Origin of the sequence: Synechococcus sp. MIT S9503, from assembly GCF_047304175.1 — a bacterium.
Lineage (GTDB): Bacteria > Cyanobacteriota > Cyanobacteriia > PCC-6307 > Cyanobiaceae > Synechococcus_C.
Genome location: NZ_CP138955.1, coordinates 1,850,763 through 1,876,478 on the forward strand (window position 1 = coordinate 1,850,763; position 25,716 = coordinate 1,876,478).

25 protein-coding genes are annotated in these 25,716 nt (G+C 59.1%); 10 read left to right on the forward strand and 15 right to left on the reverse strand.

Annotated elements, in window-relative coordinates:
- Complete coding sequence (locus SIB56_RS10460; RefSeq protein WP_413323876.1) at positions 1–2,334, reverse strand: RelA/SpoT family protein; 2,334 nt, start codon at positions 2,332–2,334, stop codon at positions 1–3.
- Between the two features lie 57 nt (positions 2,335–2,391).
- On the opposite strand from SIB56_RS10460, the gene SIB56_RS10465 reads away from it, so the two are divergent.
- The 5 genes from SIB56_RS10465 (at position 2,392) to SIB56_RS10485 (ending at position 7,750) form a co-directional block, all read left to right on the forward strand.
- On the forward strand, positions 2,392–3,996 hold the full coding sequence (locus SIB56_RS10465) for an ABC transporter ATP-binding protein (RefSeq protein WP_413323877.1): 1,605 nt from the start codon (positions 2,392–2,394) through the stop codon (positions 3,994–3,996).
- 4 nt (positions 3,997–4,000) lie between these two features.
- A complete protein-coding gene (locus SIB56_RS10470; RefSeq protein WP_413323878.1) occupies positions 4,001–4,366 on the forward strand; it encodes a hypothetical protein in 366 nt (121 codons plus the stop codon).
- Positions 4,367–4,429: 63 nt separating this feature from the next.
- A complete protein-coding gene (locus SIB56_RS10475; RefSeq protein ID WP_413323879.1) occupies positions 4,430–4,693 on the forward strand; it encodes a helix-turn-helix domain-containing protein in 264 nt (87 codons plus the stop codon).
- 178 nt (positions 4,694–4,871) lie between these two features.
- Positions 4,872–6,497: a cellulose binding domain-containing protein gene (locus SIB56_RS10480; protein WP_413323880.1), complete on the forward strand. Its 1,626-nt coding sequence runs from the start codon at positions 4,872–4,874 to the stop codon at positions 6,495–6,497.
- Positions 6,498–6,637: 140 nt separating this feature from the next.
- A complete protein-coding gene (locus SIB56_RS10485) occupies positions 6,638–7,750 on the forward strand; it encodes a transporter substrate-binding domain-containing protein (protein WP_413323881.1) in 1,113 nt (370 codons plus the stop codon).
- A 152-nt stretch (positions 7,751–7,902) separates the two neighbouring features.
- On the opposite strand, the gene SIB56_RS10490 is transcribed toward SIB56_RS10485, so the two are convergent.
- Genes SIB56_RS10490 through SIB56_RS10500 form a run of 3 tightly spaced genes read right to left on the reverse strand, consistent with a single transcriptional unit; the run spans position 7,903 to position 10,153 of the window.
- Positions 7,903–8,910 carry an RluA family pseudouridine synthase gene (locus SIB56_RS10490; RefSeq protein WP_413323882.1) on the reverse strand — a complete coding sequence of 336 codons (1,008 nt, stop codon included), beginning with the start codon at positions 8,908–8,910 and terminating at the stop codon, positions 7,903–7,905.
- Positions 8,907–9,773, reverse strand: a complete 867-nt coding sequence (ylqF, locus tag SIB56_RS10495) for a ribosome biogenesis GTPase YlqF (protein ID WP_413323883.1) — start codon at positions 9,771–9,773, stop codon at positions 8,907–8,909. Before ylqF ends, SIB56_RS10490 begins: the two co-directional genes overlap by 4 nt.
- A complete protein-coding gene (locus tag SIB56_RS10500) occupies positions 9,770–10,153 on the reverse strand; it encodes a universal stress protein (protein ID WP_413323884.1) in 384 nt (127 codons plus the stop codon). The genes ylqF and SIB56_RS10500 overlap by 4 nt, the downstream gene beginning before the upstream one ends.
- 101 nt (positions 10,154–10,254) lie before the next feature.
- Between SIB56_RS10500 and SIB56_RS10505 the strand changes: the two genes are divergently transcribed.
- Positions 10,255–11,460 (forward strand): phosphoglycerate kinase, encoded by a 1,206-nt coding sequence (locus SIB56_RS10505; protein WP_413323885.1) that lies wholly within the window; start codon positions 10,255–10,257, stop codon positions 11,458–11,460.
- Positions 11,461–11,490: 30 nt separating this feature from the next.
- Here the strand turns inward: SIB56_RS10505 and SIB56_RS10510 are convergent, their stop codons facing one another.
- A complete protein-coding gene (locus tag SIB56_RS10510; protein ID WP_413323886.1) occupies positions 11,491–11,910 on the reverse strand; it encodes a hypothetical protein in 420 nt (139 codons plus the stop codon).
- Between the two features lie 51 nt (positions 11,911–11,961).
- Between SIB56_RS10510 and SIB56_RS10515 the strand changes: the two genes are divergently transcribed.
- Complete coding sequence (locus SIB56_RS10515) at positions 11,962–12,864, forward strand: NAD(P)-dependent oxidoreductase (RefSeq protein ID WP_413323887.1); 903 nt, start codon at positions 11,962–11,964, stop codon at positions 12,862–12,864.
- Between the two features lie 4 nt (positions 12,865–12,868).
- Here the strand turns inward: SIB56_RS10515 and SIB56_RS10520 are convergent, their stop codons facing one another.
- The gene (locus SIB56_RS10520; RefSeq protein WP_413323888.1) at positions 12,869–13,618 is read right to left on the reverse strand and encodes a hypothetical protein; all 750 of its coding nucleotides are present in this window, start codon (positions 13,616–13,618) and stop codon (positions 12,869–12,871) included.
- 54 nt (positions 13,619–13,672) lie between these two features.
- Here SIB56_RS10520 and SIB56_RS10525 point away from each other — a divergent pair, with 54 nt between their 5' ends.
- A complete protein-coding gene (locus SIB56_RS10525; protein ID WP_413323889.1) occupies positions 13,673–14,749 on the forward strand; it encodes a UDP-N-acetylglucosamine--N-acetylmuramyl-(pentapeptide) pyrophosphoryl-undecaprenol N-acetylglucosamine transferase in 1,077 nt (358 codons plus the stop codon).
- 8 nt (positions 14,750–14,757) lie between these two features.
- On the opposite strand, the gene SIB56_RS10530 is transcribed toward SIB56_RS10525, so the two are convergent.
- Entirely contained in the window at positions 14,758–15,852 is a 1,095-nt protein-coding gene (locus tag SIB56_RS10530; RefSeq protein ID WP_413323890.1) for a pyridoxal phosphate-dependent aminotransferase, read from the reverse strand.
- 93 nt (positions 15,853–15,945) lie between these two features.
- Here SIB56_RS10530 and SIB56_RS10535 point away from each other — a divergent pair, with 93 nt between their 5' ends.
- On the forward strand, positions 15,946–16,749 hold the full coding sequence (locus tag SIB56_RS10535; RefSeq protein ID WP_413323891.1) for a pentapeptide repeat-containing protein: 804 nt from the start codon (positions 15,946–15,948) through the stop codon (positions 16,747–16,749).
- Here the strand turns inward: SIB56_RS10535 and SIB56_RS10540 are convergent.
- The 6 genes from SIB56_RS10540 to SIB56_RS10565 form a co-directional block, all read right to left on the reverse strand.
- Positions 16,746–18,974 carry a type II secretion system protein GspD gene (locus SIB56_RS10540; RefSeq protein WP_413323892.1) on the reverse strand — a complete coding sequence of 743 codons (2,229 nt, stop codon included), beginning with the start codon at positions 18,972–18,974 and terminating at the stop codon, positions 16,746–16,748. The genes SIB56_RS10535 and SIB56_RS10540 overlap by 4 nt on opposite strands.
- A gap of 135 nt (positions 18,975–19,109) precedes the next feature.
- A complete protein-coding gene (locus SIB56_RS10545) occupies positions 19,110–19,874 on the reverse strand; it encodes a hypothetical protein (protein WP_413323893.1) in 765 nt (254 codons plus the stop codon).
- Positions 19,871–20,569 (reverse strand): PilN domain-containing protein, encoded by a 699-nt coding sequence (locus SIB56_RS10550; RefSeq protein WP_413323894.1) that lies wholly within the window; start codon positions 20,567–20,569, stop codon positions 19,871–19,873. The genes SIB56_RS10545 and SIB56_RS10550 overlap by 4 nt, the downstream gene beginning before the upstream one ends.
- A complete protein-coding gene (locus SIB56_RS10555) occupies positions 20,562–21,452 on the reverse strand; it encodes a hypothetical protein (RefSeq protein ID WP_413323895.1) in 891 nt (296 codons plus the stop codon). Before SIB56_RS10555 ends, SIB56_RS10550 begins: the two co-directional genes overlap by 8 nt.
- Positions 21,453–21,499: 47 nt before the next feature.
- On the reverse strand, positions 21,500–22,678 hold the full coding sequence (locus SIB56_RS10560; protein ID WP_413323896.1) for a quinone-dependent dihydroorotate dehydrogenase: 1,179 nt from the start codon (positions 22,676–22,678) through the stop codon (positions 21,500–21,502).
- 14 nt (positions 22,679–22,692) lie between these two features.
- Entirely contained in the window at positions 22,693–23,460 is a 768-nt protein-coding gene (locus SIB56_RS10565; RefSeq protein ID WP_413323897.1) for a ribonuclease H family protein, read from the reverse strand.
- Positions 23,461–23,520: 60 nt separating this feature from the next.
- Between SIB56_RS10565 and SIB56_RS10570 the strand changes: the two genes are divergently transcribed.
- The gene (locus SIB56_RS10570) at positions 23,521–24,225 is read left to right on the forward strand and encodes a DUF3747 domain-containing protein (RefSeq protein WP_413323898.1); all 705 of its coding nucleotides are present in this window, start codon (positions 23,521–23,523) and stop codon (positions 24,223–24,225) included.
- Positions 24,226–24,501: 276 nt separating this feature from the next.
- Here SIB56_RS10570 and rplL read toward each other — a convergent pair whose 3' ends face one another.
- Positions 24,502–24,894 carry a 50S ribosomal protein L7/L12 gene (rplL, locus tag SIB56_RS10575; protein WP_413323899.1) on the reverse strand — a complete coding sequence of 131 codons (393 nt, stop codon included), beginning with the start codon at positions 24,892–24,894 and terminating at the stop codon, positions 24,502–24,504.
- Positions 24,895–24,941: 47 nt separating this feature from the next.
- Complete coding sequence (gene rplJ / locus SIB56_RS10580) at positions 24,942–25,469, reverse strand: 50S ribosomal protein L10 (RefSeq protein WP_413323900.1); 528 nt, start codon at positions 25,467–25,469, stop codon at positions 24,942–24,944.
- Positions 25,470–25,716: the final 247 nt, after the last annotated feature.

Sequence of the window (25,716 nt, forward strand, 5' to 3'; positions counted from 1 at the left end):
TCAGGTACCACTGCTGCGGGCAATATCGATCACATCGGCCATCGAACGGATCTGATGCATGGTGCGCTGCAGCTGCTCGGCACTGGCCAGCTCGAGGCGAAGATCAATGCGTGCAGGCTTGCCATGACAAGTCTTCACGCGAGCATCACTGACGTTGATCCGTCCATCAGAGAGTCGCATCAGGATGTCCTTGAGAATGCCGACGCGATCGATCACCTCGATGCGAAGCTGGGCTGGGAATCGCTGGCCTCGGGTCTCAAGGGTCGGATTCCAGCGCACGGGAAGTCGGCGTTCACTCGGAATCGCCTCCACATTGGAGCAATCCTGTCGGTGCACGGTGATGCCATGGTTGCCAAGCGCGACGGTGCCGAGGATCAGCTCGCCGGGCAGGGGACTACAACACCCACCCAGGCGGTAGTCGAGCCCCTCCACACCAAGGATCGGATCCTGTTGCTCATGGCTGGAGCGGGGGGTGCCGGTTTCGGCCTGCTGCACCAGCTGGCGAGCCACATCCTCATTGCTGAGCGGCGGTTCCTCAATGGTGGCCTGAAGGCGGATCTCCTCTCTCAGCCGGTTGAGCACCTGATGCAGGGTGACGGCTCCGAAACCAAGAGCTGCAAGCAGATCTTCCGTACTCAACAGGTTGCATCGCTCCGCCACACGCGTCATCGCATCACTGCTGAGCAGGGAGTCGAAACCGCTGCGGCCGAGCTCCCGTTCGAGCAGATCCTTGCCACGCTCGATGGTTTCGGCGCGATGGCTGCGCTTGTACCACTGACGGATGCGATTGCGGGCCGTGGGCGTCGCCACGAAGTTGAGCCAGTCGAGGCTGGGATGAGCCGTTTTGCTCGTGAGCACATTGACAAAGTCACCGTTCTGAAGCGGTGTTGACAGAGGTGATAGACGGTCGTTGATGCGCACTCCATGGCAGTGATTGCCGACCTCCGAGTGGATGCGATAAGCAAAATCCACTGCCGTGGACCCCTTGCGCAGACCCAGAACATCGCCTTTGGGTGTGAACACGAACACCTCTTCATCGAAGAGATCTTCCTTGATCGAGGCGAGATAGTCGTTGTGGTCGTCTGCTCCTCCTTCCTGCTGCCAGTCAACGAGCTGCCGCAACCAGTCGAAGCGTTCGGTATCGCCACCGGCTGCTGGTGAACCACCCTCCTTGTATTTCCAGTGCGCGGCGATGCCGAATTCAGCCACCCGGTGCATGTCCAGGGTGCGGATCTGCACCTCGATCGGACGATGGCGTCCGATCACGGCCGTATGCAACGACTGATAGCCGTTGGGTTTGGGCAGACCGATGTAGTCCTTGAAGCGGCCGGGAATGGGCCTGAAGGTGTCGTGAACCACTGCCAGAGCCCGGTAACAGGCCTCAACACTGGGGGTGAGGATCCTCAAAGCCGCCACGTCGTAGATCTCGTGGAAGGCTTTCTGCTGCCTCTGCATCTTTGTCCAGATGCCGAAGAGGTGCTTGGGCCGACCGCTCACTTCACAGTTTTCAAGCCCGACCGCCGCGAGACGATCACTGAGCAGCTGAACCGTGACACCCAGACGCTCCTCCCGCTCGCTGCGCTTGGTCGCCACCTCCTGCTGAATCTCCCGGAAAGCATCCGGCTCGAGCAATTTGAAGGACAGATCCTCCAGCTCCCACTTGAAGCGGCCGATGCCAAGCCTGTTGGCGAGAGGCGCGTAAATCTCCCGCGTCTCTCGGGCGATGCGCTGCCTTTTTTCCTCGCGAAGCGCCCCAAGCGTGCGCATGTTGTGCAACCGGTCTGCAAGCTTCACCAGCACCACACGAATGTCGCTGGCCATCGCCAGGAACATCTTGCGCAGGTTTTCAGCCTGAGCCTCGGTGCGATTGGTGAAATGAAGGCCCCCGAGCTTGGTGACACCCTCCACAAGTTCACGGACTTCCGGGCCGAAATGACTCTCCAGTTGCTCCGGAGTCACGTCGGTGTCCTCCACCACATCGTGCAGGAAGCCTGCAGCGATCACACTGGCGCTGGCACCGATATCTCTGAGAAGGTCGGCGACCGCCACCGGATGAACGATGTAGGGATCCCCGCTGGCGCGGAACTGGCCCTCGTGCAACTGAAATGCGAAATCAAACGCCGCCGCCAGCAGAGCCTCTGAATCGGTGGGGCAGCTGTGGCCGATCCCTGGAGGCACGTGATCGATGCACTCACGCAACCAGAAGGGAAGATCGATGCCGTAGTCGTCGGCGGACCGGATTGGACGATCTCTCAGAGCCACCAGACCGCAAGCCGGTGCAGCGGATCCGTTGCGGATCTGCAGTGCGGCCGTCTCGGAGGTGGCGTTGAGCATCCGACCCGACATGTGAATCCATGGTATGTAGCCATGAGCACCTGCGCTTCGATTGCCATGACAACCGCGCCAGGAACGGTCCTGGAGCTCGAGCAATTTCGGCTTCGTTACCCGGGAAGCCAGGCCTGGACACTCGATGGGCTTGATCTTTGTCTGAAGCCTGGAGAACGCCTGGCTCTGGTGGGGCCATCAGGCTGCGGTAAGAGCACCGTGGCCCGGGCAGCGCTGCAGCTGCTTCCTGCCGGAAGCAGCTGCGAAGGTGGTCTGAACCTGAACGGCCGCGATCCACGTGGCCTCCGGCTTGCCGATCTCAGGACACTGCGCGGTGAGTCGGTGGGTCTGGTGTTTCAGGATCCAATGACACGCCTGAACCCCCTGATGACCGTGGGTGGTCATCTACTTGACACCCTGCGAGCTCACAGGCCATCGATGAGCGATGGCGATCGCCACAGGAGAGCGGAAGAGCTGCTGGAACAGGTGGGCATCGGCGCCGCCCGCTTCCACGCTTACCCCCATGAATTCAGCGGCGGCATGCGCCAGCGTCTGGCGATCGCCCTGGCCATCGCCCTGCGACCTCCGCTTGTGATCGCCGATGAACCCACCACCAGCTTGGATGTGGCTGTGGCCGGTCAGGTGATGGCTGCGCTGACGGAGCTGTGCAAGGAGCTCGGCAGCGCCCTATTGCTGATCACCCACGATCTGGCGATGGCGAATCGCTGGTGTGAACGCATGGCGGTGCTTGACGGCGGACGCGTTGTTGAGATCAACCGCAGCGACGTGGTGCTGACCTATCCCAGCTCAAGGGTGGGCCAGCGGCTGCTGACAGCCGCCAGAGCCAGGGAAGGGGGGAGCACTCCTGAGACCCCCGAAGCCGACACAGTGCTGGCCGTGCAGGAACTGCGCTGCTGGCACAACCTGGGTGGACCACCCTGGAATCCCACCTGGCTGAAGGCGGTGGATGGCATCAGCTTTGAGCTGCGAGCCGGCGAGACCCTTGGAGTGGTGGGAGGTTCGGGCTGCGGTAAAAGCACCCTCTGCCGTGCCCTGATGGGACTCACCCCGGTCCGTGGCGGACGGGTTCAGCTCCTGGGTCACGATCTGCTCAGACTTCGCGGACGTCGGGCGCGTCAGGTGCGGCGAACCATTCAGATGGTGTTCCAGGACCCTCTGGCCTGTCTGAATCCAGCCATGTCCGTGGTGGATGCCATCGCCGACCCGCTGCTCATTCACAATCTGGCCAAGCCCAGCGCAGCCAGGGAACAGGCTCGTCAGCTGCTGGAGCGCGTGGGGCTTGGGCCGGCGGAGCGTTACCAGAACCGCCTGCCCCGGCAGCTATCCGGCGGCCAGCAGCAACGGGTGGCCATCGCCCGATCACTGGCGCTGAAGCCCAAGGTGCTGATCTGCGATGAAAGCGTGAGCATGCTCGATGCCGAAATCCAGGCGGAGGTGCTGGCACTGCTGCGGCAGCTGCAGCGGGATCTCGGGCTGGCCATGATTTTCATCACCCATGACCTTTCGGTAGCCAGTGGCTTCTGCCATCGCCTGATAGTGCTCAACAAGGGACTCGTGGTCGAGGAAGGCCCCGGTGACCTGCTGCTGAATCAACCGCAGGCCGACATCACCCGCACACTTGTGGATGCATGCCCGCGGCTGCCGAGTTGAAGTCATGCCCCGAAACAAACTCGACACCAGCGACTTTGAAAAAGCACGCAGGATCCGCTCGCTCATCGACGATCAGGATTTGCTCATCTGCCTGTATCCACATCTTTTTGCTGTGGAGCAGATGTTGCGTCTTTTCGGAATGCACAGCTCAAGAATCAGGCGCTTTCACGACTCCAGGGCGGAAGCGATGGCTTACATCAAAACCGTCGATACTCCTCACTGGCTTCTGGTCTCCGAACAACTCCGTGATGGAAGCGGACTGGATTTGCTTCGGGATTGCAAGCGACTAAGCAACGAACATCTCGGCCTGCTGCTGATCAACCGGCCGGGTGGCAGCAATCTGCGGCTTGCGCGAAAGCTGAGTACTTAAGCGTGCCTAGCTGAGCGGAGCGTGGAGAGACGAAACGGTGCCTTGATCAATGCTCACAGCGCCATGAAAAGAGGTCTTCACTACGTTGATCCCTCACTGATGCCTGCAGACCGTACGGAAACGGACACCGCGGTAGTGCTTTCCGAGCGCCAATTGGAAATTCTCACTTTGGTAGCTGAGGGATTGAGCAACCGCCAAATTGCCGATCAGCTCCATATCTCTGTCAACACCGCTCGCGATCACCTCAGCGAGATTCTCACGCGACTGGATGTCGGCAACAGAGCTAGCGCCGTGGCATCAGCATTACGACTTGGGCTGGTTCCCTGATCCGCGCTCCCCAAAACCACCCATTTGCAGGATTGGCGCTTAAACGGATTCAAACGTGAATGGAGGAGGTAAAGCGACCTGCTTCCACACGAATTGATTCGGACACATCCCGACCACTGGGAGATAGATCTGAATCACATCCCGTCGCTGAACTGATTCCGTACATCACATTCATCCCATGACACCCTCTGAGTCACTTCAGACCACGATCAATGGGGATCTCTGGTGGGGTGGTTTCACGGCTGACCTGGCCATCACCAACACCAGCACCCAGGATCTTGACGGCTGGACGATCAGCTTCGTCAGTCCCCATCAGCTCGATCCCAGTGCCTGGGGAGTCGCCCTCGCCGGCGAATCCGTGGGAAATGGGCTGACTCGCTACACCCTCACGGGAAGCGGTTGGGGGAGCCGTATTCCTGCCGGCGGAACAGTCAGAGTCGGATTCAATGGATCCCAGGGAACCGACCTAGGGCGCGAAGGCAGCCTGACGGAACAGATGCTGATCGCTGAAACGGGCGTGACCTCGGATTCCAGTTCCAGAGCCGACGTCCACAGCTCCATGGCCATGGAGAAAACATCCAACGAGAGCATTGGCGAGATGCCCATGGCCACCAGCGACCATCTGGGCGAGGAAAGCGACCAGCATTCGATAAGTCATTCCACGCCTCCAAGGGGGACTTACACCGACATCACCAGCTGGGGAAGCTTCCACAGCTCCAATCACAATTCAGAACACAATGAGCTGGTCGGAGGCAGAACGGCCATCACAACAGAAGCCATGGAGGCTTACAACGGTCTGCGATCTTTCAGCGGACTTGAGGCTGTCGACATCGAAACTGTCGGCGAGTGGGCTTTCGCCAATGGCCTGACCAACAACTCTCAGGCCTGGGGTAATGACACCAAAGGAGTCGGCCTCTGGTACGCCATGCAAGGGGCCAAGGTGGGCTGGATTGCCGACGAAGCCTACGACCCACAGATTCTGGCGGACATCCAGCGAACGGCGCGGCAGGGATCCGCAGTCACCGTCATGGACATGGTTCGAGAATTCGGCCATCAGGGGTTTGCCAAACATCTGGAACAGAACGGTCTGCAGGAGGTGTTTATCAACACTCTGAAAATGGAGCCGCACTACGGAGGCTGGATGCATGGCCGCACCCATGGATTTTTAGACATCGAGGGTGTAGCGATTGCCCATGACATCAATCACCTCACTGTTTTGGGATGGGATCAGAGTCAACCGTTCATGAATGACACCTTTGACTGGCCTCAATGGCCGGCATTGGATGTTTCTGACCAGACCGTGATCAACTACTACCAGGGAATCGTGGCGCTGGGAGATCCGCTGGCACAGAACCTGGAAGGTCTTGGTGGAGTGGCCGAACAGCAACCTGTCGCCGTTACGGCGCAGCTGCCAGCAAAAGCCATCAGCGCACCCGGTGAAACTGATCCCTTGATCGGCACAGCACTGGAGGTCGATATAAACGGGGATCTCTGGTGGGGCGGTTTCACAGCCGAGGTAACGGTTATCAACCAAAGTGAGCGACAGATCGACGGCTGGACGCTGAGTTTCACCAGCAACCACAGCTTCTACGGCGAATCCTGGGGTGTCGATGTCACGACGGAGCAGTTGGGGAAAGACCTCTACCGCTACGAGCTATCAGGCGCAGACTGGGGAGAATCCATCGCTGCTGGTCAGTCAATGACAGTGGGATTCAATGCGCTCGCCGGAACGGAGCTGGAACGCAACGGAACACTGAGCGAAGCCATGCTGCTGGCAGCAGGAAGCCAGATCACACAGATCTGAGCAACAGGGACCTAACAGTCAAGCCAGAACATCTGAATCATCTTTTCTGGATGAAAAGATGATTCAGAGCCCCGGTAAAGGCAATGCCGGCGCTTTGCACACCGTCGTTTTGACTGGAGAACAGTCCGATATGACCAGTGATGTCGAGACGCCTTGGAACCAGCCTGCTGCTAGGCCTGGGCACACTCTGGATTTGCGCACTGGGTGGACTCCAACAACCCTCCCAAGCCGACAGCGAGATCACGGATATTCAGGATCCTGTGGACGTGATCTGGTTTCCCAATCCGCCTTACGCCGTGAACCGCAAAGGTGTTCCTGCAGGGTTTGAGATCGATCTTTGGCGCATGATCGCTGAAACACGTCAGATTCCATATCGCATTCGCAAAGCGGACAGTTTTGAAGACCTGCTGACAGCAATCAAGACCAGCCAGGCCGATCTGGCTATTTCGGGTGTACTGATCAACGAAAATCGAAGCAAACAATTCCGATTTTCTTTTCCAACAGCCAGCAGCGACCTGAAGATCTATGCCCTGGACACTAAGGAACCAACAGCTATCAAAATGCTGCGCATTTTATTATCAAAAGAGGTGCTATTAATCTTCCTGGGCCTTGCTCTGATCGCCTGCATCTTCGCCCTACCTGTTTGGTTCGTAGAACGCAAAAGACCTGATCTTGCAAGCAAGCGGAAGAGACATCAACTGGTGTTCATTCTTCAAAAGACTCTGCTTTTGTCAACAGATCACACTCAACAAACACGAACCCGGTTGATTTCGATCGGCTCACTGTTCGCGAGGGTTTTGCTCACCGCCTATTTCACATCATTCATTCTTAAAGTCGCGACCAGCGAAACGAATGCGAGTACTGGCAATCAGATAGAAGACCTAAACTTTGAAATCCTAAAAAACAGCACATTTGCAGCAATTCCCGGCTACATCCAGACATCAATTTTGGAAAGTAGTGGTGCAAAAACAGTGGATTGTGACATTGCGGAAACCTGCGTTGGGCTGCTACAGGCGGGGAAGGCTGAAGCCATTCTTGATGACATGCTGACGATGCGCTCAACCTTAAAAACCATGCCCCCTGAACCAAAGGTGACAGCTGCATCAGACAAACTGATGACTTTGTTCATGGCCTTCGCCATCTCGGATCAGTTCAGCCTTGATCCACGCTCACGTGACATCAATGACGCCATTGCACGCAGCTATTACGACGGCAGCCACGCCAAACTGAGTCGCATCTGGCTGAAGCCCTAAATACCTTTTATTAAACAATAGCTGAATCAAATACAGGGTTTAAATCTGGACATGAAAAGTTCAAAATGCTTGAAAAAGCAAAATTAATATCTTTAATGTTTTCAGATTGCAATGTTTTTTTCACTCAGAAAGCTATGTCACCGTTTATTCATTCAAAGGATGTGGCGTGAAGCTCTGCGACGAAGCACCATTAGCAATTTCTCCATCACCGGTGGAAGCGGCGCCTTAAAAACCATTCGTGTGCGGCTGATTGGATGATCCAGACCGAGCTGGAGGGCGTGTAGAGCCTGACCTGGCAGTTCAATAGGCAATTTGCGGCAACGGCTGTAGGTGGGATCACCCACCACCGGGTGATTCATATGCGCGCAATGCACACGGATCTGATGGGTCCGCCCGGTATCCAGCTTGAAACGCAGCAGCGAATAATCGCCGAGACGCTCTTCAAGGCTCCAGTGCGTGCAGGCATGGCGTCCGTTGTCGCCGCTGACGACCGCATATTTCTTGCGATCCACAGGATGACGACCGATCGCTCCCACAATCGTGCCGCTGTCTCCTGAAGGCACACCATGCACCACCGCCAGGTACTCGCGTGAGGCGATGCGTTTCTGGATCTGAATCTGCAGTCGCACCAGAGCCTCTTGGCTCTTGGCGATCACGATGCAACCGGTGGTGTCCTTGTCGAGCCGGTGCACGATTCCAGGGCGCAGCTTGCCGCTGATGCCGGGCAGGTCGGGGCAGTGATGCAGCAAACCGTTCACCAGTGTGCCGTCCTTGTTACCAGGTGCAGGGTGCACGGTGAGACCAGCCGGTTTGTTGATCACGATCAAGTGCTCATCTTCGAAGAGCACATCAAGATCCATCGGCTCAGGCTTCAGATAAGGCAACGGCTCCGGTGGTGGCATCCACAGCTGCACCTCATCACCCGACCGCAAGGGCGTCTTTGCCTTGCCGATCTTGCCGTTCACACGCACATATCCGGCATCAATGAACTTCTGAATCCGCGCGCGACTCTGCTCAGTGCGCTGACTGACCAGCCAGCGGTCGAGCCGCATCGGCAAAGGCTTGGGATAAATGAGCGACAACAACTCCCCCTTGCCCTCACCGAACCCATCGGTGAAGGTCTCTTCCGGCAGCGAAGGGCGACTCCGGGCAGAGCTCATGCCGGCAGCTCCAAAGCGATGCTTCCAAGAGCTGACTTGCGGAAATCGTCGAGCAGCCGCTGGGCCATGCGCGCCGTGTCTGCAGAGGTATGGCGCAGGGCCACGGCCTTAAGCCAGAGGGCCGGGTCTGCGGTCTCACCCTTAAGGGCTGTGCCGTAACGCCCTTCCAACATCGCCAGCGCCACGCCGGATGCCTGCTGCCTCTGCAGACCCATCAGCAGCCGCAGAAACGCCTGGGCAACCAGTTCACCGTCGTAGGCGGCCTGTCCGATGTCATCACAGAGGGCCAGATGCAAAGCGGCCTGCTGATCATCCAATCGTGGGGGCAGCACTCCCGGCGCATCAAGCAGGTCGATGTCCTGACCAAGGCGCACCCAGCGCAGCGTGCGGGTCACCCCGGCTCGACGGGCACTGGCGACCACCTTCTGCCTCACCAACCGGTTGATCAGGGCTGATTTCCCCACATTGGGAAAACCCAGGGTGAGCGCCCGCACAGGCCTGGGGCGCATGCCCCTGTTACGCCGCCGTTCATTGAGCTGATCACCGGCACGAATCGCCGCCTGCTGCACCTGCTTCACACCTGTGCCGGCCTTGGCATCACACCAGACCGTTCGCTGGCCCTGGCCCTTGAACCAGGCTTCCCAGAGGGTTCGCGCCTCGACTGTGACCATGTCGCGCCGGTTGATCACCAGCAGATGCTGCTTGCCCTTGATCCAGCGGCTGAGGTGGGGATGGCCGGTGGCCATAGGGATGCGTGCATCACGCACCTCGATCACCAGATCCACCTTGTCGAGATTGCGACGGAGTTGCTGTTCCGCCTTGGCGATGTGGCCTGGGTACCACTGAATCGGTGGTGAACTCACGGCACCACCAACACAGGGCAGGGAGCCAGCTGGATCACCCGTGCAGCTGTGCTGCCGCTGTCGGTCTCCAAATTCACGCCCCTGGTTCCCATCACGATCACATCCACATTCAACTCATCCGCCACATCGCAGATCACGAAAGCAGGCTTGCCTTCGCGCTCGATCTGCTCGCAAGCCACACCCGACTGTTGAAAACGTTCACGGGTCCGGCTCAGCAAGCTGGCAACCGCATCGTGGTCATGCATCTCAGGCCGCTCAGGCTGCAGCACCGACAGCAGCAGCACTCGGCTGCCGTGAGTGCGGGCGAGCTCCAGGGCCTTGCCCGCGGTCTCAAGAGCCTCACGGCTCTGATCGATCGGAAAGAGCACGGTCTCGAACATGCAAACGTCCTCCGGTCTCAGCCCTTAAGCCAGTCCTAGCGCCGGGCCTGCAGAACTCGGGTTAATCTCACCCCGTTTTCTTACCGCACCACACAACCCCCATGGCGAAGCGTTCCCTGGCCAGCCTCTCCGGCGCCGACCTCAGCGGAAAACGTGTTCTCGTGCGGGTCGATTTCAACGTACCGCTGAACGATGCCGGCACGATCACCGATGACACCCGCATCCGTGCAGCACTCCCCACCGTTAAGGACCTGATCGACAAAGGCGCCAAGGTGATTCTCTCGGCTCATTTTGGACGGCCCAAGGGGCAGGTGAACGACTCCATGCGTCTGACGCCCGTTGCAGCACGTCTGAGCGAACTGCTGGGCAAACCAGTGTCCAAAACCGACAGCTGCATCGGGCCCGATGCCGAGGCCAAGGTGAACGCCATGGACGATGGCGATGTGGTTCTGCTGGAGAACGTGCGCTTCTTCGCGGAGGAAGAGAAGAACGAATCCGGCTTCGCCGAGAAGCTGGCCGGACTGGCTGAGGTGTACGTGAACGACGCCTTCGGTGCCGCCCACCGCGCTCACGCCTCCACCGAGGGCGTGACCAAGTTCCTGAAGCCCTCCGTGGCGGGCTTCCTGATGGAGAAGGAGCTGCAGTATCTGCAGGGTGCCGTTGACGATCCCAAGCGTCCCTTGGCCGCGATCGTGGGAGGCTCCAAGGTGAGCTCCAAGATCGGCGTGCTGGAAGCACTGATCGACAAGTGCGACAAGGTGCTGATCGGCGGCGGCATGATCTTCACCTTCTACAAGGCACGCGGTTTGTCAGTGGGCAAGAGCCTGGTGGAAGAAGACAAGCTGGAGCTGGCCAAGGAGCTGGAGGCCAAGGCCAAGGCCAAGGGTGTGCAGCTGCTGCTGCCCACCGACGTGGTGCTGGCCGACAACTTCGCTCCCGACGCCAACAGCCAGATCGCTGACATCAATGCGATTCCCGATGGCTGGATGGGTCTGGACATCGGTCCTGATTCCATCAAAGTCTTCCAAGACGCACTGGCCGACTGCAAGACCGTGATCTGGAACGGACCCATGGGCGTGTTCGAGTTCGACAAGTTCGCTGCCGGAACCAACGCAATCGCCACCACCCTGGCCGAGCTGAGTAGCAAAGGCTGCTGCACGATCATCGGCGGCGGCGACTCGGTTGCGGCCGTGGAGAAGGCTGGTCTGGCCGAGAAGATGTCACACATCTCCACCGGCGGCGGTGCCAGCCTGGAGCTGCTGGAAGGCAAAGTGCTGCCTGGCGTCTCCGCTCTCGACGCCGCCTGATTCAACAGCATCTGGGCGAGAGGAGGAGCGTCAACTCCTCCCTCGGCCTTGCCTCCTGAACTCGGGCAGAGACGTAAGCCCCATGCGGCGACGCTCGGCATTCACAACCTGTCGCCCCTCCTCCCTCAGACGCCGGCGAGCCTGCCGCTGTTGCTGCATGCACGCCTTGCCGGCCTCAGGGGTCTGGGCGCGTTCAAGGCAGCTCCGACCCGACTTGAGCAACGCGAGCCGTCGGTCGTAGCTGCGCAGGCCCCAGTTGCGGCGAGCCTGGAACAGCTGCTGCTTCTGACTGTCGGAAAGATTCGACTCAAACATCCGTCGACCCGGAGCCGCTTCAGCGAATCCGCCGCTCTGCTGCAAGGCAGCGGCTGTGAGGGCGACGCAGGGAATCAGCAGTACCCGTCGCCAGCGATTGGTGAGCGCCATGAAGACCATCAGCAGTGAACGCACTCAGAGTGCTGCCGCCGCCGGGCCAGGATCTGACTCAGATGGCCTCAAACCATGACCGGATGTGATCTCAGGCCGGAGAGCCGACTGGCTTTCATCGGCCTCGGAGCTCTGGGCTTGCCCATGGCCGTGAACCTGCGGGCAGCGGGCTACAGACTTCGCGTGCACACCCGCAGCCGTGCAGCGGAATCCGATCCCAGCCTGGAAGGCAGCTCAGCCGCAGACAGTCCTGCGGCAGCGGTGCATGGCTGCGCTGCACTGCTGCTCTGCGTCAGCGACGATGCCGCCGTGGAGTCTGTGCTGTGGGGAGAGCAAGGCGCTGGGCCCGCACTGGAGCAGGGCAGCCTGGTGATCGACTGCTCCACCATCGGCCCGTCCACTGCCAGAAAGATGGCTGAACGTCTCGCACAGCGAGGCATTGCCTACGTCGATGCTCCCGTGACCGGTGGAACGGAAGGAGCAAAGGCCGGCACTCTCACCGTGCTCTGCGGCGGAGAGGCTGCGGCAGTGGAGACAGCAAGACCAGTACTGGAGGTGATCAGCGGCTCAATCCACCATTTCGGTGACGTGGGCAGCGGACAGCAGGTCAAAGCGGTCAACCAGGTGCTGGTGGCCGGCAGCTACGCCGCGGTGGCGGAGGCCATCGCCCTTGGTCAGCACCTGCAGCTGCCGATGGAGCAGGTGGTGGATGCGCTGCGCCAGGGGGCTGCCGGATCCTGGGCGCTGGAGCATCGGTCCCAGGCCATGCTCAACGACGCCTATCCGCTCGGCTTCAAACTGGCTTTGCATCACAAGGATCTGGGCATTGCACTCGATGCGGCTCTGCAGACGGGCCTGAAGCTGCCGATCACTGAAGCCGTTCACGCCCAGGAGCAGGCCCTGATGGACGCTGGACTCGGAGATGCGGATGTGTCGGCACTGCGCCGCAGTCTTGCGGCGAACCCACACCAGCCTTAGCCGCTCAGGGAGTGAGCTGCTCCCGGTCGTCGACAACCTGCACGCGTTTGCTCACCGTGATCACTCCATCGGGGTGCACCAGCAGGGCCGCCCAGGTCTGAACACCTGGCTGGAAAGGTGCCTGTACCGACTTGAACAACCCACCACCACCGAGCGGTTCAAGCTGAACATCCGGGCTCTCCTGCACGAGAACCTGCTGGGCGGTCACCGGCGTAAGACCACCGGCCAGCAAGGCCTTACCAAGGGGTTGATCGACAACCACATCCACGTCGTAGCGGCTGCCGGTGAGCACGGTATCGGGGATCATCAGCGAGATCGGCAAGGGCTTGCTGGCGCTGGTCAGCACCGACTGATCGCTGAGCACCTCCTGATCCGTGATCAGTCCGGCTTCGGTGGAGAGGGCCAGACGCTGCTTGGCCTTGAAGGAGTAGCTGAGGCCGTCCTGCTGACGCGTGCCGCTTACGGCCAGCTTCACCGTGGGACGGCCATCGGCCAGAGGCTGGCCTGGCCTCACCGCCCAGCGGGTTTCTGGAAAACGCATGCTGAAGCGACGAAAGCGATCGATCAGGGTCGTTGCCTGATCCTGCGCCATCAAACCCGACAGGGCCTGAACACGATCGTCTGAATTCAGAGCCTGCTGCAGACGTGCACTGAGTGCCGTGCCATCACCACTGGCTGCCAGCGCAGGCAGAGCACTGATCGCCGCAGCTGCGGAAAGCACTGTCGCCAGGGAGGCTCGCAAGAGCGGAACCATGAATCAGCCTCAGCAGTCGAACTAAGTTAGGCCGCGTTTTCATGGACGGCTTCCATGCCCCGGCTTCTCATCGCCGCCAGCGGCACCGGCGGCCATCTGTTTCCAGCGCTGTCGGTGGCTGAAGCGCTGCCGGCCGGATGGAGCGTGCGCTGGCTGGGTGTTCCGGACCGCCTGGAAACCGAGCTGATTCCGGAGCAATACGGTCTGGTGACCGTGAGAGCCGGAGGCCTGCAGGGCCGGGGGCTGCGCAAGCTGATCCAGCTGCTGCGGCTGCTGGCCGCCAGCCGTGATGTGCGCCGGCTGATCCGCAGAGAGCGGGTCGATGCGGTGTTCACCACCGGGGGATACATCGCTGCACCGGCGATTCTGGGAGCCCGCTGGTGCGGGGTTCCTGTGGTGCTGCATGAATCCAACGCCATTCCCGGTCGGGTCACCCGGCTGCTGGGCCGCTTCTGCACCCGCGTGGCCGTGGGCCTGGATGCGGCGGTCAGCCGCATTCCAGGTTGCACGGCAGTGGTCACCGGCACACCGGTTCGGCATGCCTTTCTCCAACCCCAGCCACTGCCGGACTGGGTTCCGCAGGGTCAGGGACCTTTGCTCATGGTGATCGGCGGCAGCCAGGGAGCCCTCGGGCTCAACCGCATGGTGCGGGTGCTGCTGCCGGAGCTGCTCAGCCATGGCTGCCGGGTGGTGCACCTGACCGGCAGCAATGACCCGGATGTGAACAGCATCGAGCACGCCGCCCTGGTGGAGAGACCCTTCAGTGATGACATCCCGGGACTGCTGCAACACGCGGATCTGGCGATCAGCAGAGCGGGAGCGGGCAGCCTCAGCGAACTGGCGGTGTGTGCCACACCTGCAGTGCTCGTGCCGTTCCCGCAGGCAGCGGATCAACATCAGGATGCCAATGCCGCCTGTGCCGCAGCCCTGGGTGCTTCTGTGATCGTGCACCAGCACGACCCAAACCATCCCGCCCTGCGCGACACGCTCTGGCGTCTGCTCGGCCGAAGGCTTGGCAGCAACGAAGCCGCTGACGCTTCACTGCCGGCCATGAAACAGGCCATGCATCAACTGGCGGTACGCGACGCCGACCAGCAACTGGCCACGCTGCTGCAGGAGCTGGTGTGCTGATCCAGGCGTCAGCTGAGTTCCTTCTTCAGAGCTTTGAGAATGCGCCGGTTGCCGCGTCGATCCTGCAGTCCAATGCGCAGCCAGTTCTCGCCCAGGCCTGCAAACGAGCGGCAGTCACGCAGCAGCACGCTTTGGCGTGCCACACGCTCACGCAGATCGAGCAGAGAAACCTCTCCACGCAGAAGCTGATAGTTGGCGGATGAAGGGAGCGGTGAGAAGCCAGGCAAATCATCGAGCTGCTGATGGAACCAGCTCCCCTCATGGGTCACCCAGGCGTGGACCCGTTGTAGCCAGCGATCCATGCCCGCCTGATCGGCCATCACGGCCTGGCCGGCAGCCAGCGCCAGGCCATTCACCGGCCAGGGGTCACGCCATTGCTGCCAGCGCAATAGCCGCTCGGGCGAGGCCACCGCGTAGCCCAGTCGAAGACCAGCGATCGCCAACAGCTTGGTAAGGCTGCGGATGACCACGAGATTGGAATGCTTCTCCACCAGAGGGATCAGCGATTGCGCTTCGCCGGCAGGCACAAGCGGCAGAAAGGCCTCATCACAGATCACCAAGGAGTGGCGCTCTAAAAGGGGCTCAAGTGATGCGCGACTCCAGAGCTGACCGGTTGGATTGTGCGGGTTGGTGATCCAGAGCGCCTGACAGCTCTGTTCCAGGTCTGCTGGAAAGGGCCAGGGCTTGGGCCAGGTTCGAGTCCAGCTCAGCTCGAGAGACAGGCTGATCACAGCACCGCCCCAGCAAGCCAGAGCTCTGCGGTAGTCCGCAAAACCAGGCTCTGGCAAACCGCTGACACCACATGAGGCAGCATCGCGAGCAGCCCAGGTGAACAGTTCTGCAGCACCATTACCGGGCAGCACGGCCTCCCTCTGGAGGCCATGGCAACTGGCAATCGCCTGTCGCAGTTCACGCTGTTCACGGTCGGGATAGTCACGCAGAGCACTGCCCCGAATCGCCTGCTTCAAGCGACGCCGAAGCACACCAGGTGGGCGAAAAGGCACGAGCGAGGCGCTGGCATCGAGAAGCTGCGACGGCTGCAGGCCGAGGCGAAGAGCTTCCTGACTGAGATTGCCTCCATGCAGTGGAAGACCGCTGCTCAAGATCAACTCAGGTGACACACAGCATCATCCTGCCCAGTCGCTCTCGACGGAGCCGGCAAGGGCCGATACAACCCGGCCAGTGAACGGATCACCATGGCTGCCTTGCGTCGGCGTCTGTTTCTGACAGCTTTGACGCTGACTCAGGCAGTTGTAATCCCTTCAGCTCTCGCGACGGACAATTGGATATTGCTTCTGCAAAACAAGCAATGCCCCGACTGCAGGTTGGCGGATGCCGATCTTGTGCATGCCGATCTGCGTGATGCAGATCTGAGCGGCGCAAAACTGCAGCGCGCCAATCTCAGCAAAGCAAGACTTGACGGTGCAGACCTGAGCAATGCGGATCTGAGCTTTACAAGCCTGCACGGGGCTTCACTGCGGGGAGCGAATCTCACGGGCGCGAAGCTCTACGGAACAGATCTTCGCGACTGTGATCTCACAGGAGCACTGCTCGATACCAATGCACTCGAGGAAGCTCACTGGAGAGGCGCGAAGGGCATCACACCTCAGAGTCAGAGCCATGCAGCTCTGCACAACGCTGGGGTAGGTGCAGCGGAAGCAGGCCGCTGGACTCAGGCTGAAGACTTATTCGGCAAAGCAATCCTCAAACAACCTGAAACTGCGGAAAGCTGGGTTGCCAGAGCGATCGCACGCGAAAACCTGGGAAAACGCAAGTTAGCGATACAAGATTTCAGCTATGCCAGCAGGCTATTTGAAAAACAAGGCTCAATCGTGCCTGCAAAACAACTACAGGCGGCTGCCATATCTCTCCAAGAAAAAATTGTATCGTCTGAAAGAGGCAATGGAGTAGGCTCTGCTTTATTAGGGGGACTGATTTCAACATCTCAATCATTATTACCAATGGCAATGAAATTATTCATGCCGACACTTGGATTTTAAAATCGGCCACTTCGCATCAACTGACGGGCTTCTTGAGTAGAAGGCCTATAACCATATCCATAAGAACCTCCGGATTCGTCATCAACAATGGCTGGTGTCACGAGGATAACAAGTTCATTTTTTCTCCGACTAGATCCCGAGCCGCGAAAAAACTGACCAATCAAAGGAAGATCTCCAAGAATTGGCCATTTACTAGCTCTTTCCTGATCTTGATCGGTAATAACACCAGTCAAAACAAGCGTTTGCCGATCTCTCAATCTAATCGCACCGGATGAAAGCGAACGGGATTGAATATTAAAAATATCGACCCCGCCAGTTGTTCCTACCTTTGGGGTGGGGACTGAAATTGTTGGATCAATTTTCAAAGAAATAAATCCATTATCATCAATCTTGCTGACGTTGACTTTTAAAGTCAACCCCGCATTTTCTCTAGTGTATTCAAATTGTGTCGATCCATTAGCTGTATCCGTTGTGGTCACACCTGTGATAATACTCGTTCCTGTTTGAACCTGAGCTTCTTGCCCTTCCTGAACAAGAAGCGTCGGCTGCGCGAGCACTTTTGTACTACTACTTTCTATAACAGCCGTAAGATATCCATAAACTGAATCCTCTGGATAAGCAAACCTGGTTGGATCTTTACCCGGCACATAAACAGGGCGTCCCAAAGAATCAACTTTACCAAGCAAAACATCTGGTGAAGCAGGATTGGGATCTTCCACATATACCGGAACGCCATTAACAAGCTTTTCCGTGAATGTTTTCTTTCCATCAGTCTCTCTAGATTCTTCCTTTTCTGGGATAAAGGCAGGGTTGACCAATTGATCCTGAACTGCCGGTATTCCAGCCTGGTAAGAACCTGGCTCAACATATTTGGTTCCGTCGGCGAGTAGCCCAGTGCCATCTCTATTTCCTGGCCGATAATCACCGAAGTTCATAAAAGCCCGCCCATTTTCGCTTACAATGAAAGTATTTCCAAGTTTTGCCGAAAAACTTGACTCAATACCCTTTATATTGTCAAGATCAATATTAAGGATTTGGACCTTGACAGCGACTTGCCTTTGACGTAAATCAATTTGCTTTAAATAACTTTCGGCCACTGCAACCAACCTGGAATCACCAACAAGCGTGATCGTCTGGAGGCGAGAATCGGTCGTGCCGGTTAAACCTTTAAGCGGTCCAGCAGAAGCACCGTAAGTCTCTACCTCGGTCAAAGATGATTTTTCTTGAGTGAGTTCATTATTCAGCTCTGTGCCGCCACTTCCCACCGACTCACCAGTTGTAATGCTGATCACATTGACCTTGCTGATTTGGGCCCCAAGACTTGCCAGATAATCAGCTGCAGAGCCTACAGAGGCCTGATTCAGACGAAAAACTTTTGAAATTTGAGGTCCAAAAGTTTTACCTGAAACCGATGGACCAACCATCAATGTGCGACCATCAAGCTTTGCCTGAAGTCCTGACGCGAGCAACAAAGAATTCATCGCACGTGGATAAGTCTCATCGCTGAATGCCATGCTGACTAATCGCGAATCACCTTCAGCAGACTGATCGTCATCTGAATCTTTTATGTAGACAAATCCGTAACCCGCTAATTTTGCAAGTGAAAGAATCGCATCCTTGGCAGGCGCATTATTAAGAGTGAGCGTCACCGGTGGGCCACTCACATTCACAAAACTGCGGTTCTGCAGCACCATCGTGCCAACAGCCATATCTCCAAGCGGTGGTGCCACCGCTCTCGGACGCAAGGGGGGGGCGTAGCGGGCCTGTGGAACCGCCCCGGGCGTGGTGAGATCCAGGCGTCCGGTCTGCAGCGTTGGCACAGCAACCAAACCTGGGAACCGCAAGATCAAATTTCGTCCATCAGCGCTCACCACTGGCTCCTGCATGGTCTGACCCAGCTCAGGAATCACCTCAAGCCGATAGCTATTGCCGGACCCGCTGATGGACACCCTTTTCAAACCTGAAGCAGGATCCGATAACTGCTGAAGTCCACTACCAACACCAGGTGTTCCCTTGGTCTGCAACCTGCCTTCCCACACCGGGCCGTTGAGCCGCTGCTCCAACAGCGGCTGCGCACCAACACCATCAACGACAACCTCAACACCCCTGCCACCACGACGAATGCGCAGGGAGATGGACTCCTGGGCCAATGCAGTGCGGGAAGCTGATCTCACCGCAACATCCAACAGGCCCAAGTCAACCGTGCTGAGGCCAGCAACAAGCAAGAGTGCGCTCAGGCGAGAAGGGATGAAAGGCATACCCGGGCCTGAACGCCACTGAACATGGGCGGATGGTATCGATCGAAAAGAGCCGAGGCCAGTCCTCGAGAAACAGCTTCAACCGAGCCTTCAGAAAACGGTTTAAGAAGGTGGGGATTGTCCTCCTGAACCCGTGCCGGATGTCGCCGAATCAGAAGCAGAAGGATTGGCATCCTTCGAAGCCTGATCGAAAAAGGTCAGCCTCAACTTCAATCGGGTGCGGGGCAGCCCGATGACCACAGGCTGATCCGGTGCATTAGCAGGGTTCTCTATGGCAGTGAGCTCAAGATCACTGGGTTGCACCAACAGCTCAAGCTGTTCCATTCCTCTCAGGAACTGCAGCAATCCCTGATAAGGCCCCTCCACCTGCAGCAACACGGAGCTTTTCTGATATCCAAGAGCCTGGAGCGGATCCTTGTTGGCTGTTGCACTGTCGGTGCCCTTTTTGTTCTGATCCCCAGAGCCCCGGCGATTTGTAGCTGGAGGTGAACTCTCTGGGACCGGTTCATAGAGATTGATCACCACCCCGCTGACAGCGGAAATGCGGCTCAGCTGAGCCAGAAACGTCTGGATCTGACCACGACCTGCCACAAGATCCACCAGCAGAGCCTGCTGCTGCATCGCTTCCCTCAGTGCTTGATCGCTCTGCTTGAGCTGTGCCTCAAGGAGAGGAAGAGTGGCCCGCTTGCTCTCGAGTTCTGCGATCCGTTGCCGCTGCTGATCGACCCGGTCCAATGCCGGCCAGCCCACTGCGGCGAACACACCAGATGCCAACGCCAAACCCAGCACAGCGGGAACGGCGACCAATACACGCTCCCTGGTGATTCGATGCCGCCAGGCTGGACGATCAGGGCTGAGATTGGTCAAGGAGCGACCCCCTGTTGCTCCAGCAAGCGATAGCGCTGCACAAGGCCCGTCGCACCAAGCTGCTGAAGCTGCTGAATGGAGAGTTTGGCCGAGGGATCGAGCGACCAGTTGAGGCTGAAGTTCACTGACGGCGCCTCACCATCTTCTCGAGTGACCTTCATCACCTTGACGCCATTGGGCAGGGAAGTCGGAAACTGCTCCAACCCGAGCACTAATGCGTTAACCCGCTCCAGAGGTCCTGCCACTCCACCAATGCCCACCCTCCCCGACACTTTGATCTGGTCGTTCTGCACAGCCACATTCTCCAGCTGAACACCTGCTGGCGTCACACGACTCAACTGCGCGAGCAGAGGTGAGCCCGCCGAGACAGCCACCAACTGCCCTGCAATTTTCAGATTGTCTTTTCGAATCGTGGCCACTTTTCGCTTGGCAGTTCGCAGGCGGCCTTCCATTGATTGCACTCGCTGCTCGAAGGGTGACAGCATCTGCAACTGCTGTTGCTGATGGCTCTCGATCCGCCCGATCACAACGATCGAACCAAGGGAAAGAAGCAACCCCGCCCCACCGATCAAGGCCCCGCGCAACAGCAGCGGCCGCATGGGTTGCCATGACCCGGCAGGCTCAAGCAACCCGAGTTCAACACGACGCTCCCGCAGAAGATCAGGCAATCTCTGTTGAGTGGAACGCTCAGGCATCGCGATCCCTCCGCGACGCCGTCAGAGCCAACTCGAGCAGTGACATCTCGGCATCGGAACGCAATGGTCCTTGCAGAGAATCATGCTCTGCCGCCCAACACCCCTGCCACTGAGACCCGGCAGTCACCCACCAGCCAGGCGAGCCAGGCGGATCCCAGGCCTTAACAAGCTCGATCACTTCCTCTCTCAGTGCCGGATGATCTGAAGCCTTCAGGTTGAGATCGACCTCCGGACAACCGTGACTCGACAACAACAATCGCCAGTTCCCCCCATGCTCCACCAGCCAGACCAGATGCTCATCATCACCAGCCTGGGCATCACAAAGGCCACGCCAGGCGGCCAACAGCAGCCATTCGACTCTGCGCAAAGAAAGATCCGCCTCCTCCAGAGTGCCCACCCAGGCCTGCAACAACAAACGATCAGTCCCCACGACAAGAGCAAGATTTTCTCGGCTCTGAGGGATCAGATCCAGATAACTGTCCTGCAAAGCCAGCGACCAGCCCAGCTCGGGCTGCAGCACTCGCAGGTCAACACCAGAGGTCAGCCCAACCGCGGCAGGCCCCTCAAGCAGACGCCACTGACAGCTGTCCACAGGCAACAGCAGCTCAATCTCCACCTGCGGCGGACTCAGCCCTTGTTCAAGCAGCAGATCAGCAATGGTTTCCCCCAGAACATCGGCATTCAGCGGCTGACCGGAGCGGCATAAATCAGGCGGAAGCACAACATTCGAGAGCTTCCAGCCATCTCCCGACCACCAGGCCAGATGGAGCATCTCATCCTCCGGAGCCAACAGAACCCTGCGGGGATCCAGCAGACCCTGCACCTGCATCAACCAGCCATCGATTGCGGGGAAGCGATCACGCAGTTCAGTCAGCACCGCCATGCAACTCCGAGCCAGTGGTTGCCGCAAACCTGATTGAAGGGTATCGACTACCGCCAGGGGGCGCCGCTGCCTACAGCTTCACTGATATGGCGAAAACCCTGCCGATCCAGCTGCTCCAGCAACCCCTCCAGCACCCGGGGCACCAGATCAGGACCTTCAAAAATCCAACCGGTGTAGAGCTGCACCAGCGATGCTCCGGCGGCGATCCGCTCCCAGGCAGCCTCAGGTGTGCTGATGCCACCAACCCCCAAGAGCGGCAATGCCGGGCCAGCGGTGGCACGCAGCCGACGAAGCACCTCCAGCGCTCGCTGACGCAGCGGGTCGCCACTGAGACCACCTGCCTCCTCGTCAAGGCTGCGGCCGGTCTGGCTGAGCAGCCGCTGTCCGAGCCCGAGCCGATCGAGGCTCGTATTGACGGCGATCACGCCGGCGAGCCCCTCCTCATAGGCCAGACGGGCAATGCCATCAATGGCATCGTCTTCAAGGTCAGGCGCGATCTTCACCAGCAGCGGCGGACAGCCCGGCAGCCTGCGCAGGCGTTCCACCAGGCGACGCAACTGCGTGGCGTCCTGAAGATCACGCAGGCCTGGCGTATTGGGAGAACTGACATTGATCACCGCATAGTCAGCCAGTGGCGCCAGCATTTCCAGCGACGAGGCGTAGTCATCGGCCGCCAGCTCCAGGGGCGTCACCTTCGATTTGCCCAGATTGATGCCGAGCACGGCGGGCCGCTGGCCGCGAGGAGGCAGCGATTGACGTTCAAGGGTGCGGCGCATCTCCTCCGCACCCTTGTTGTTAAAGCCCATGCGGTTGAGGGCTGCGCGCTCGTTAGCCAGACGAAACAGCCGCGGCCGTGGATTGCCGGGCTGGCCATGCCAGGTGACGGTGCCGACCTCGGCGAACCCGAAGCCAAAACGGTCCCATACCCCGGCGGCGACTCCGTTCTTGTCGAAACCGGCTGCCAGCCCGAGCGGATTGCTGAAACGGCATCCGAACAGCACCTGCTCCAGGCGCAGATCCCGACGCGTCAGCTCAGCAGCCACACCATCGAGCACACCGGAGAGCCCTGGCCACTGACGGCGAACACTCAGCTGACCCAGGGCCTGCAGAGCGGCACGACTGAGCTGTTCGGCATCGACACCTTCGTCCTTGGCCAGCACAGGTCCCAGCCAACGCCGATAGAAACCTGCAGTGGACATCACCCCGGACGATGACGGCTGGGTCATCTGGGTTCCTCGATCTATCTCGATCCTGCCTCGTCGCGCCGCAACCTCCAGCAGTCACCCTCCACCGGCTCCACCAGCCAATCGCGCCAGCTCCATGCCTGCTGTCGTTCCGCCAAACGCGTCAGCGGCTGCTCCACCAGCTGAGCCAGCTCCACCAGGGTCAGGGCATAGCCGCCGGCCGCCAGGCGATCAGCCAGTTCAAGACGAGTGAGCAGCTCTTGCAGGGATGCCGGGGCTGGATCATCTCCAGTCAACTGGGGCAGATCCGCAGTGTTTGCAGCTCTGGGAGTGGCGGATTGAGCAGCTTGGCCCAGCCCTGGCGCCATGCCCTTGGAAAACGCCACCGCGATCTGATCAACCCGTTCGTTATCAGGATCACCGCTGTGACCTTTCACATAGGTCAGCGGCACATCGGTGAGACGGGCACGGTCGAGGGCCTGCCAGAGGTCCTGATTCAAGACGGGTTTGCCCGCTGCGGTTTTCCAGCCCTTGCGCTTCCAGCCCGCCATCCAGGACCCCAGGCCATCGATCAGATATTTGCTGTCGGTTCGCAGGGTGAGATCCGGATGGCGAGGCAACTCCGCCAGCCTCTCCAGCATCGCCAGCGCCGCCTGAAGTTCCATGCGGTTGTTGGTGGTCGCCGCGTCCGCACCACCAAACTCCTCCACACTGCCGTCCTCAAAACGAATCAACGCCCCCCAGCCGCCAGGCCCGGGATTCCCGCTGCAAGCGCCATCGGTGGCGGCGGCAACAACGCGGCCTCTCTGATCAACCTCGGCCATTGGTCACCCCACGCCTTCTTCGGTAAAACACAGGTCTTGAGCACCCAGGAGGACTGGGCCATGGGCCGAACCTACTTCCGCAAAGCTGCGCTGAGTGTGTGCGCGGTGGGACTGGCGGCCATTGCCGGAAGTCTGCCGGGATTGGCCAGGGCTCTGTTTGACAGCCGTCCGCTGAACCAGGAGCGGTTCGCGATCCTGGCCCAGGCCGTGGGAACAGATCGCTGGAAGCTTCTGGTGCTGGAGCAGATCAAAACCAGGCCCCTCTGCTGGGAGGAACGCCAGGACGGTCTGATGAAGCCCTCTCTGAACAATTTTGATTTCACGGGAATCTGCAGCCGCTACCTGGACAGCAACGGCTATTCCCTGCGCACTTCCGGCAAAGACGCTGAAAAACGCTATCGACTGCGTCTCAAGCAAAGCAGAAACGGCCTGGCCCTACAGGCGATGGACTCTGTTCGCGGTGGAGGCATCACGGTGGCCCGGGCCAGCAACGTGCGCCGAGACAAAAACGCCTTTGTGAAACTGACGCTTGAGCCTGGCTGGTCATTGGAGCGACGCAGCTACAAGGGACGCACGCTCAGCCATGTGTATTTCGCCAATGCAGAGCCTCTCAATACGCTTTTAGCGAGCAGCAGAGCGCAGCCTCGCGACAGCAGTCTGACCTTCACCGCCAGCCTGCCCCAGCCACCGTCCCAACCTTTCAGACAACGCAGAACCGGACAACGGGGACCGATCAGGCTGACCGTCATTCCTTTCAAACCCTGAATTAGGGACAGTTGGAAGAGCGCCCCAGTGAGACTCGCAATCCAGGCAGCAGTTTTTAACTTGAACGCGTGTGAGGAGTGCTAAGCGCCTCTTCTGGGTCGAAACAAGGACAGACTCCAGCAACGCGTTTCACTTCTGAGCTCTGCCTTCGGCAGAGCTTTTTTTTGTCAACACAGCAGGCGTTGCAGGAATCATGCAGGCATAAAAAAACCGACCCGCAGGTCGGTGATGAAGCAGAGGAGGAACCGACAGCCGGAGGCTGACGGTCCTGCCGGATCACTTGAGAGTGACCTTGCCGCCTGCCTCTTCGATGGCCTTCTTGAGGGCCTCGGCATCGTCCTTGGAGACGCCTTCCTTGATGGCTTTCGGTGCGGCCTCGACCATGGCCTTGGCATCGCCAAGACCAAGGCCGGTGGCCTCACGCACAGCCTTGAGGACTTTGATCTTGGCGGAAGCTTCGAAGCTCTCCAGCACAACATCAAATTCGCTCTTCTCTTCAGCAGCCTCGCCACCACCGGCACCAGCAGCGCCGGGGGCAGCCATCACCACACCCGCGGATGCGGCAGCGGAGACGCCGAAGGCCTCTTCGATCTGCTTGACAAGCTCGGAAGCTTCAAGCAGCGAAAGGGTCTTCAGCGATTCGAGGATTTCGTCGGTTTTTGCAGACATGGTTGGGATTCAGCAACAGATCAAAGAAACAGTCGGGTCGAAGACGTTCAGCTTTCACCGGATTCGGCGTGCTGCTTGAGCGCCCGAGCAAGACCGGAGGGAACCTCGTTGATGCCCACAGCCACCTTGGTGGCAACGGCATTGATGGAACCGGCGATCTGAGCCATGAGAACTTCCTTGGTGGGAAGGTCACCGATGGCCTTGATCTCGTCCTGTGACAGGAGCTTGCCTTCGAAAAGACCGCCCTTTGTTTCGGACTTCTTGGTGTCCTTCTGGAAAGCCTGAAGGGCTTTCACAGCTCCACCGACATCGCCCTTGACCAGGACAAAAGCGTTGGTACCGCTCAGAAGGGAATCGAGGTTGGACCAGGCACTGTCACCATCAATGGCACGGCGCATCAAGGTGTTTTTGGTCACCTTGCAGACACCGTTGCTGGCCTGCAGACGAGTCCGCAGATCAGACATCTCCTTGATGGAAAGACCCTGGTAATCCAGGACCAATGCCATTTCGGCCTCACCGAGGAGCTGCTTGAGCTCTTCGACGATCTGTTGCTTGCTCTCCAGAGTGCGGCCCATAGGAATTGGATCGGATCGGGGGAACAAGCTGGACACACGGCCGATCAGTGCTCCCGAAGGAGAGAGGCCGCGTGTCGATCCAATCCCATGGGGGAAGAAAATCGTCGCGTCTGCCTCGGCAGGGCTTATGCCATCGGAACCGGCTCGTGAAAACCGTCTGAAGCAACCTGCTGTCTTTGGCCGGGCGCGTGCCCGTTTGCTGGCTTTCGCCAGCTCATAAACCTACAACAAAGCCCCCGCCGAAACG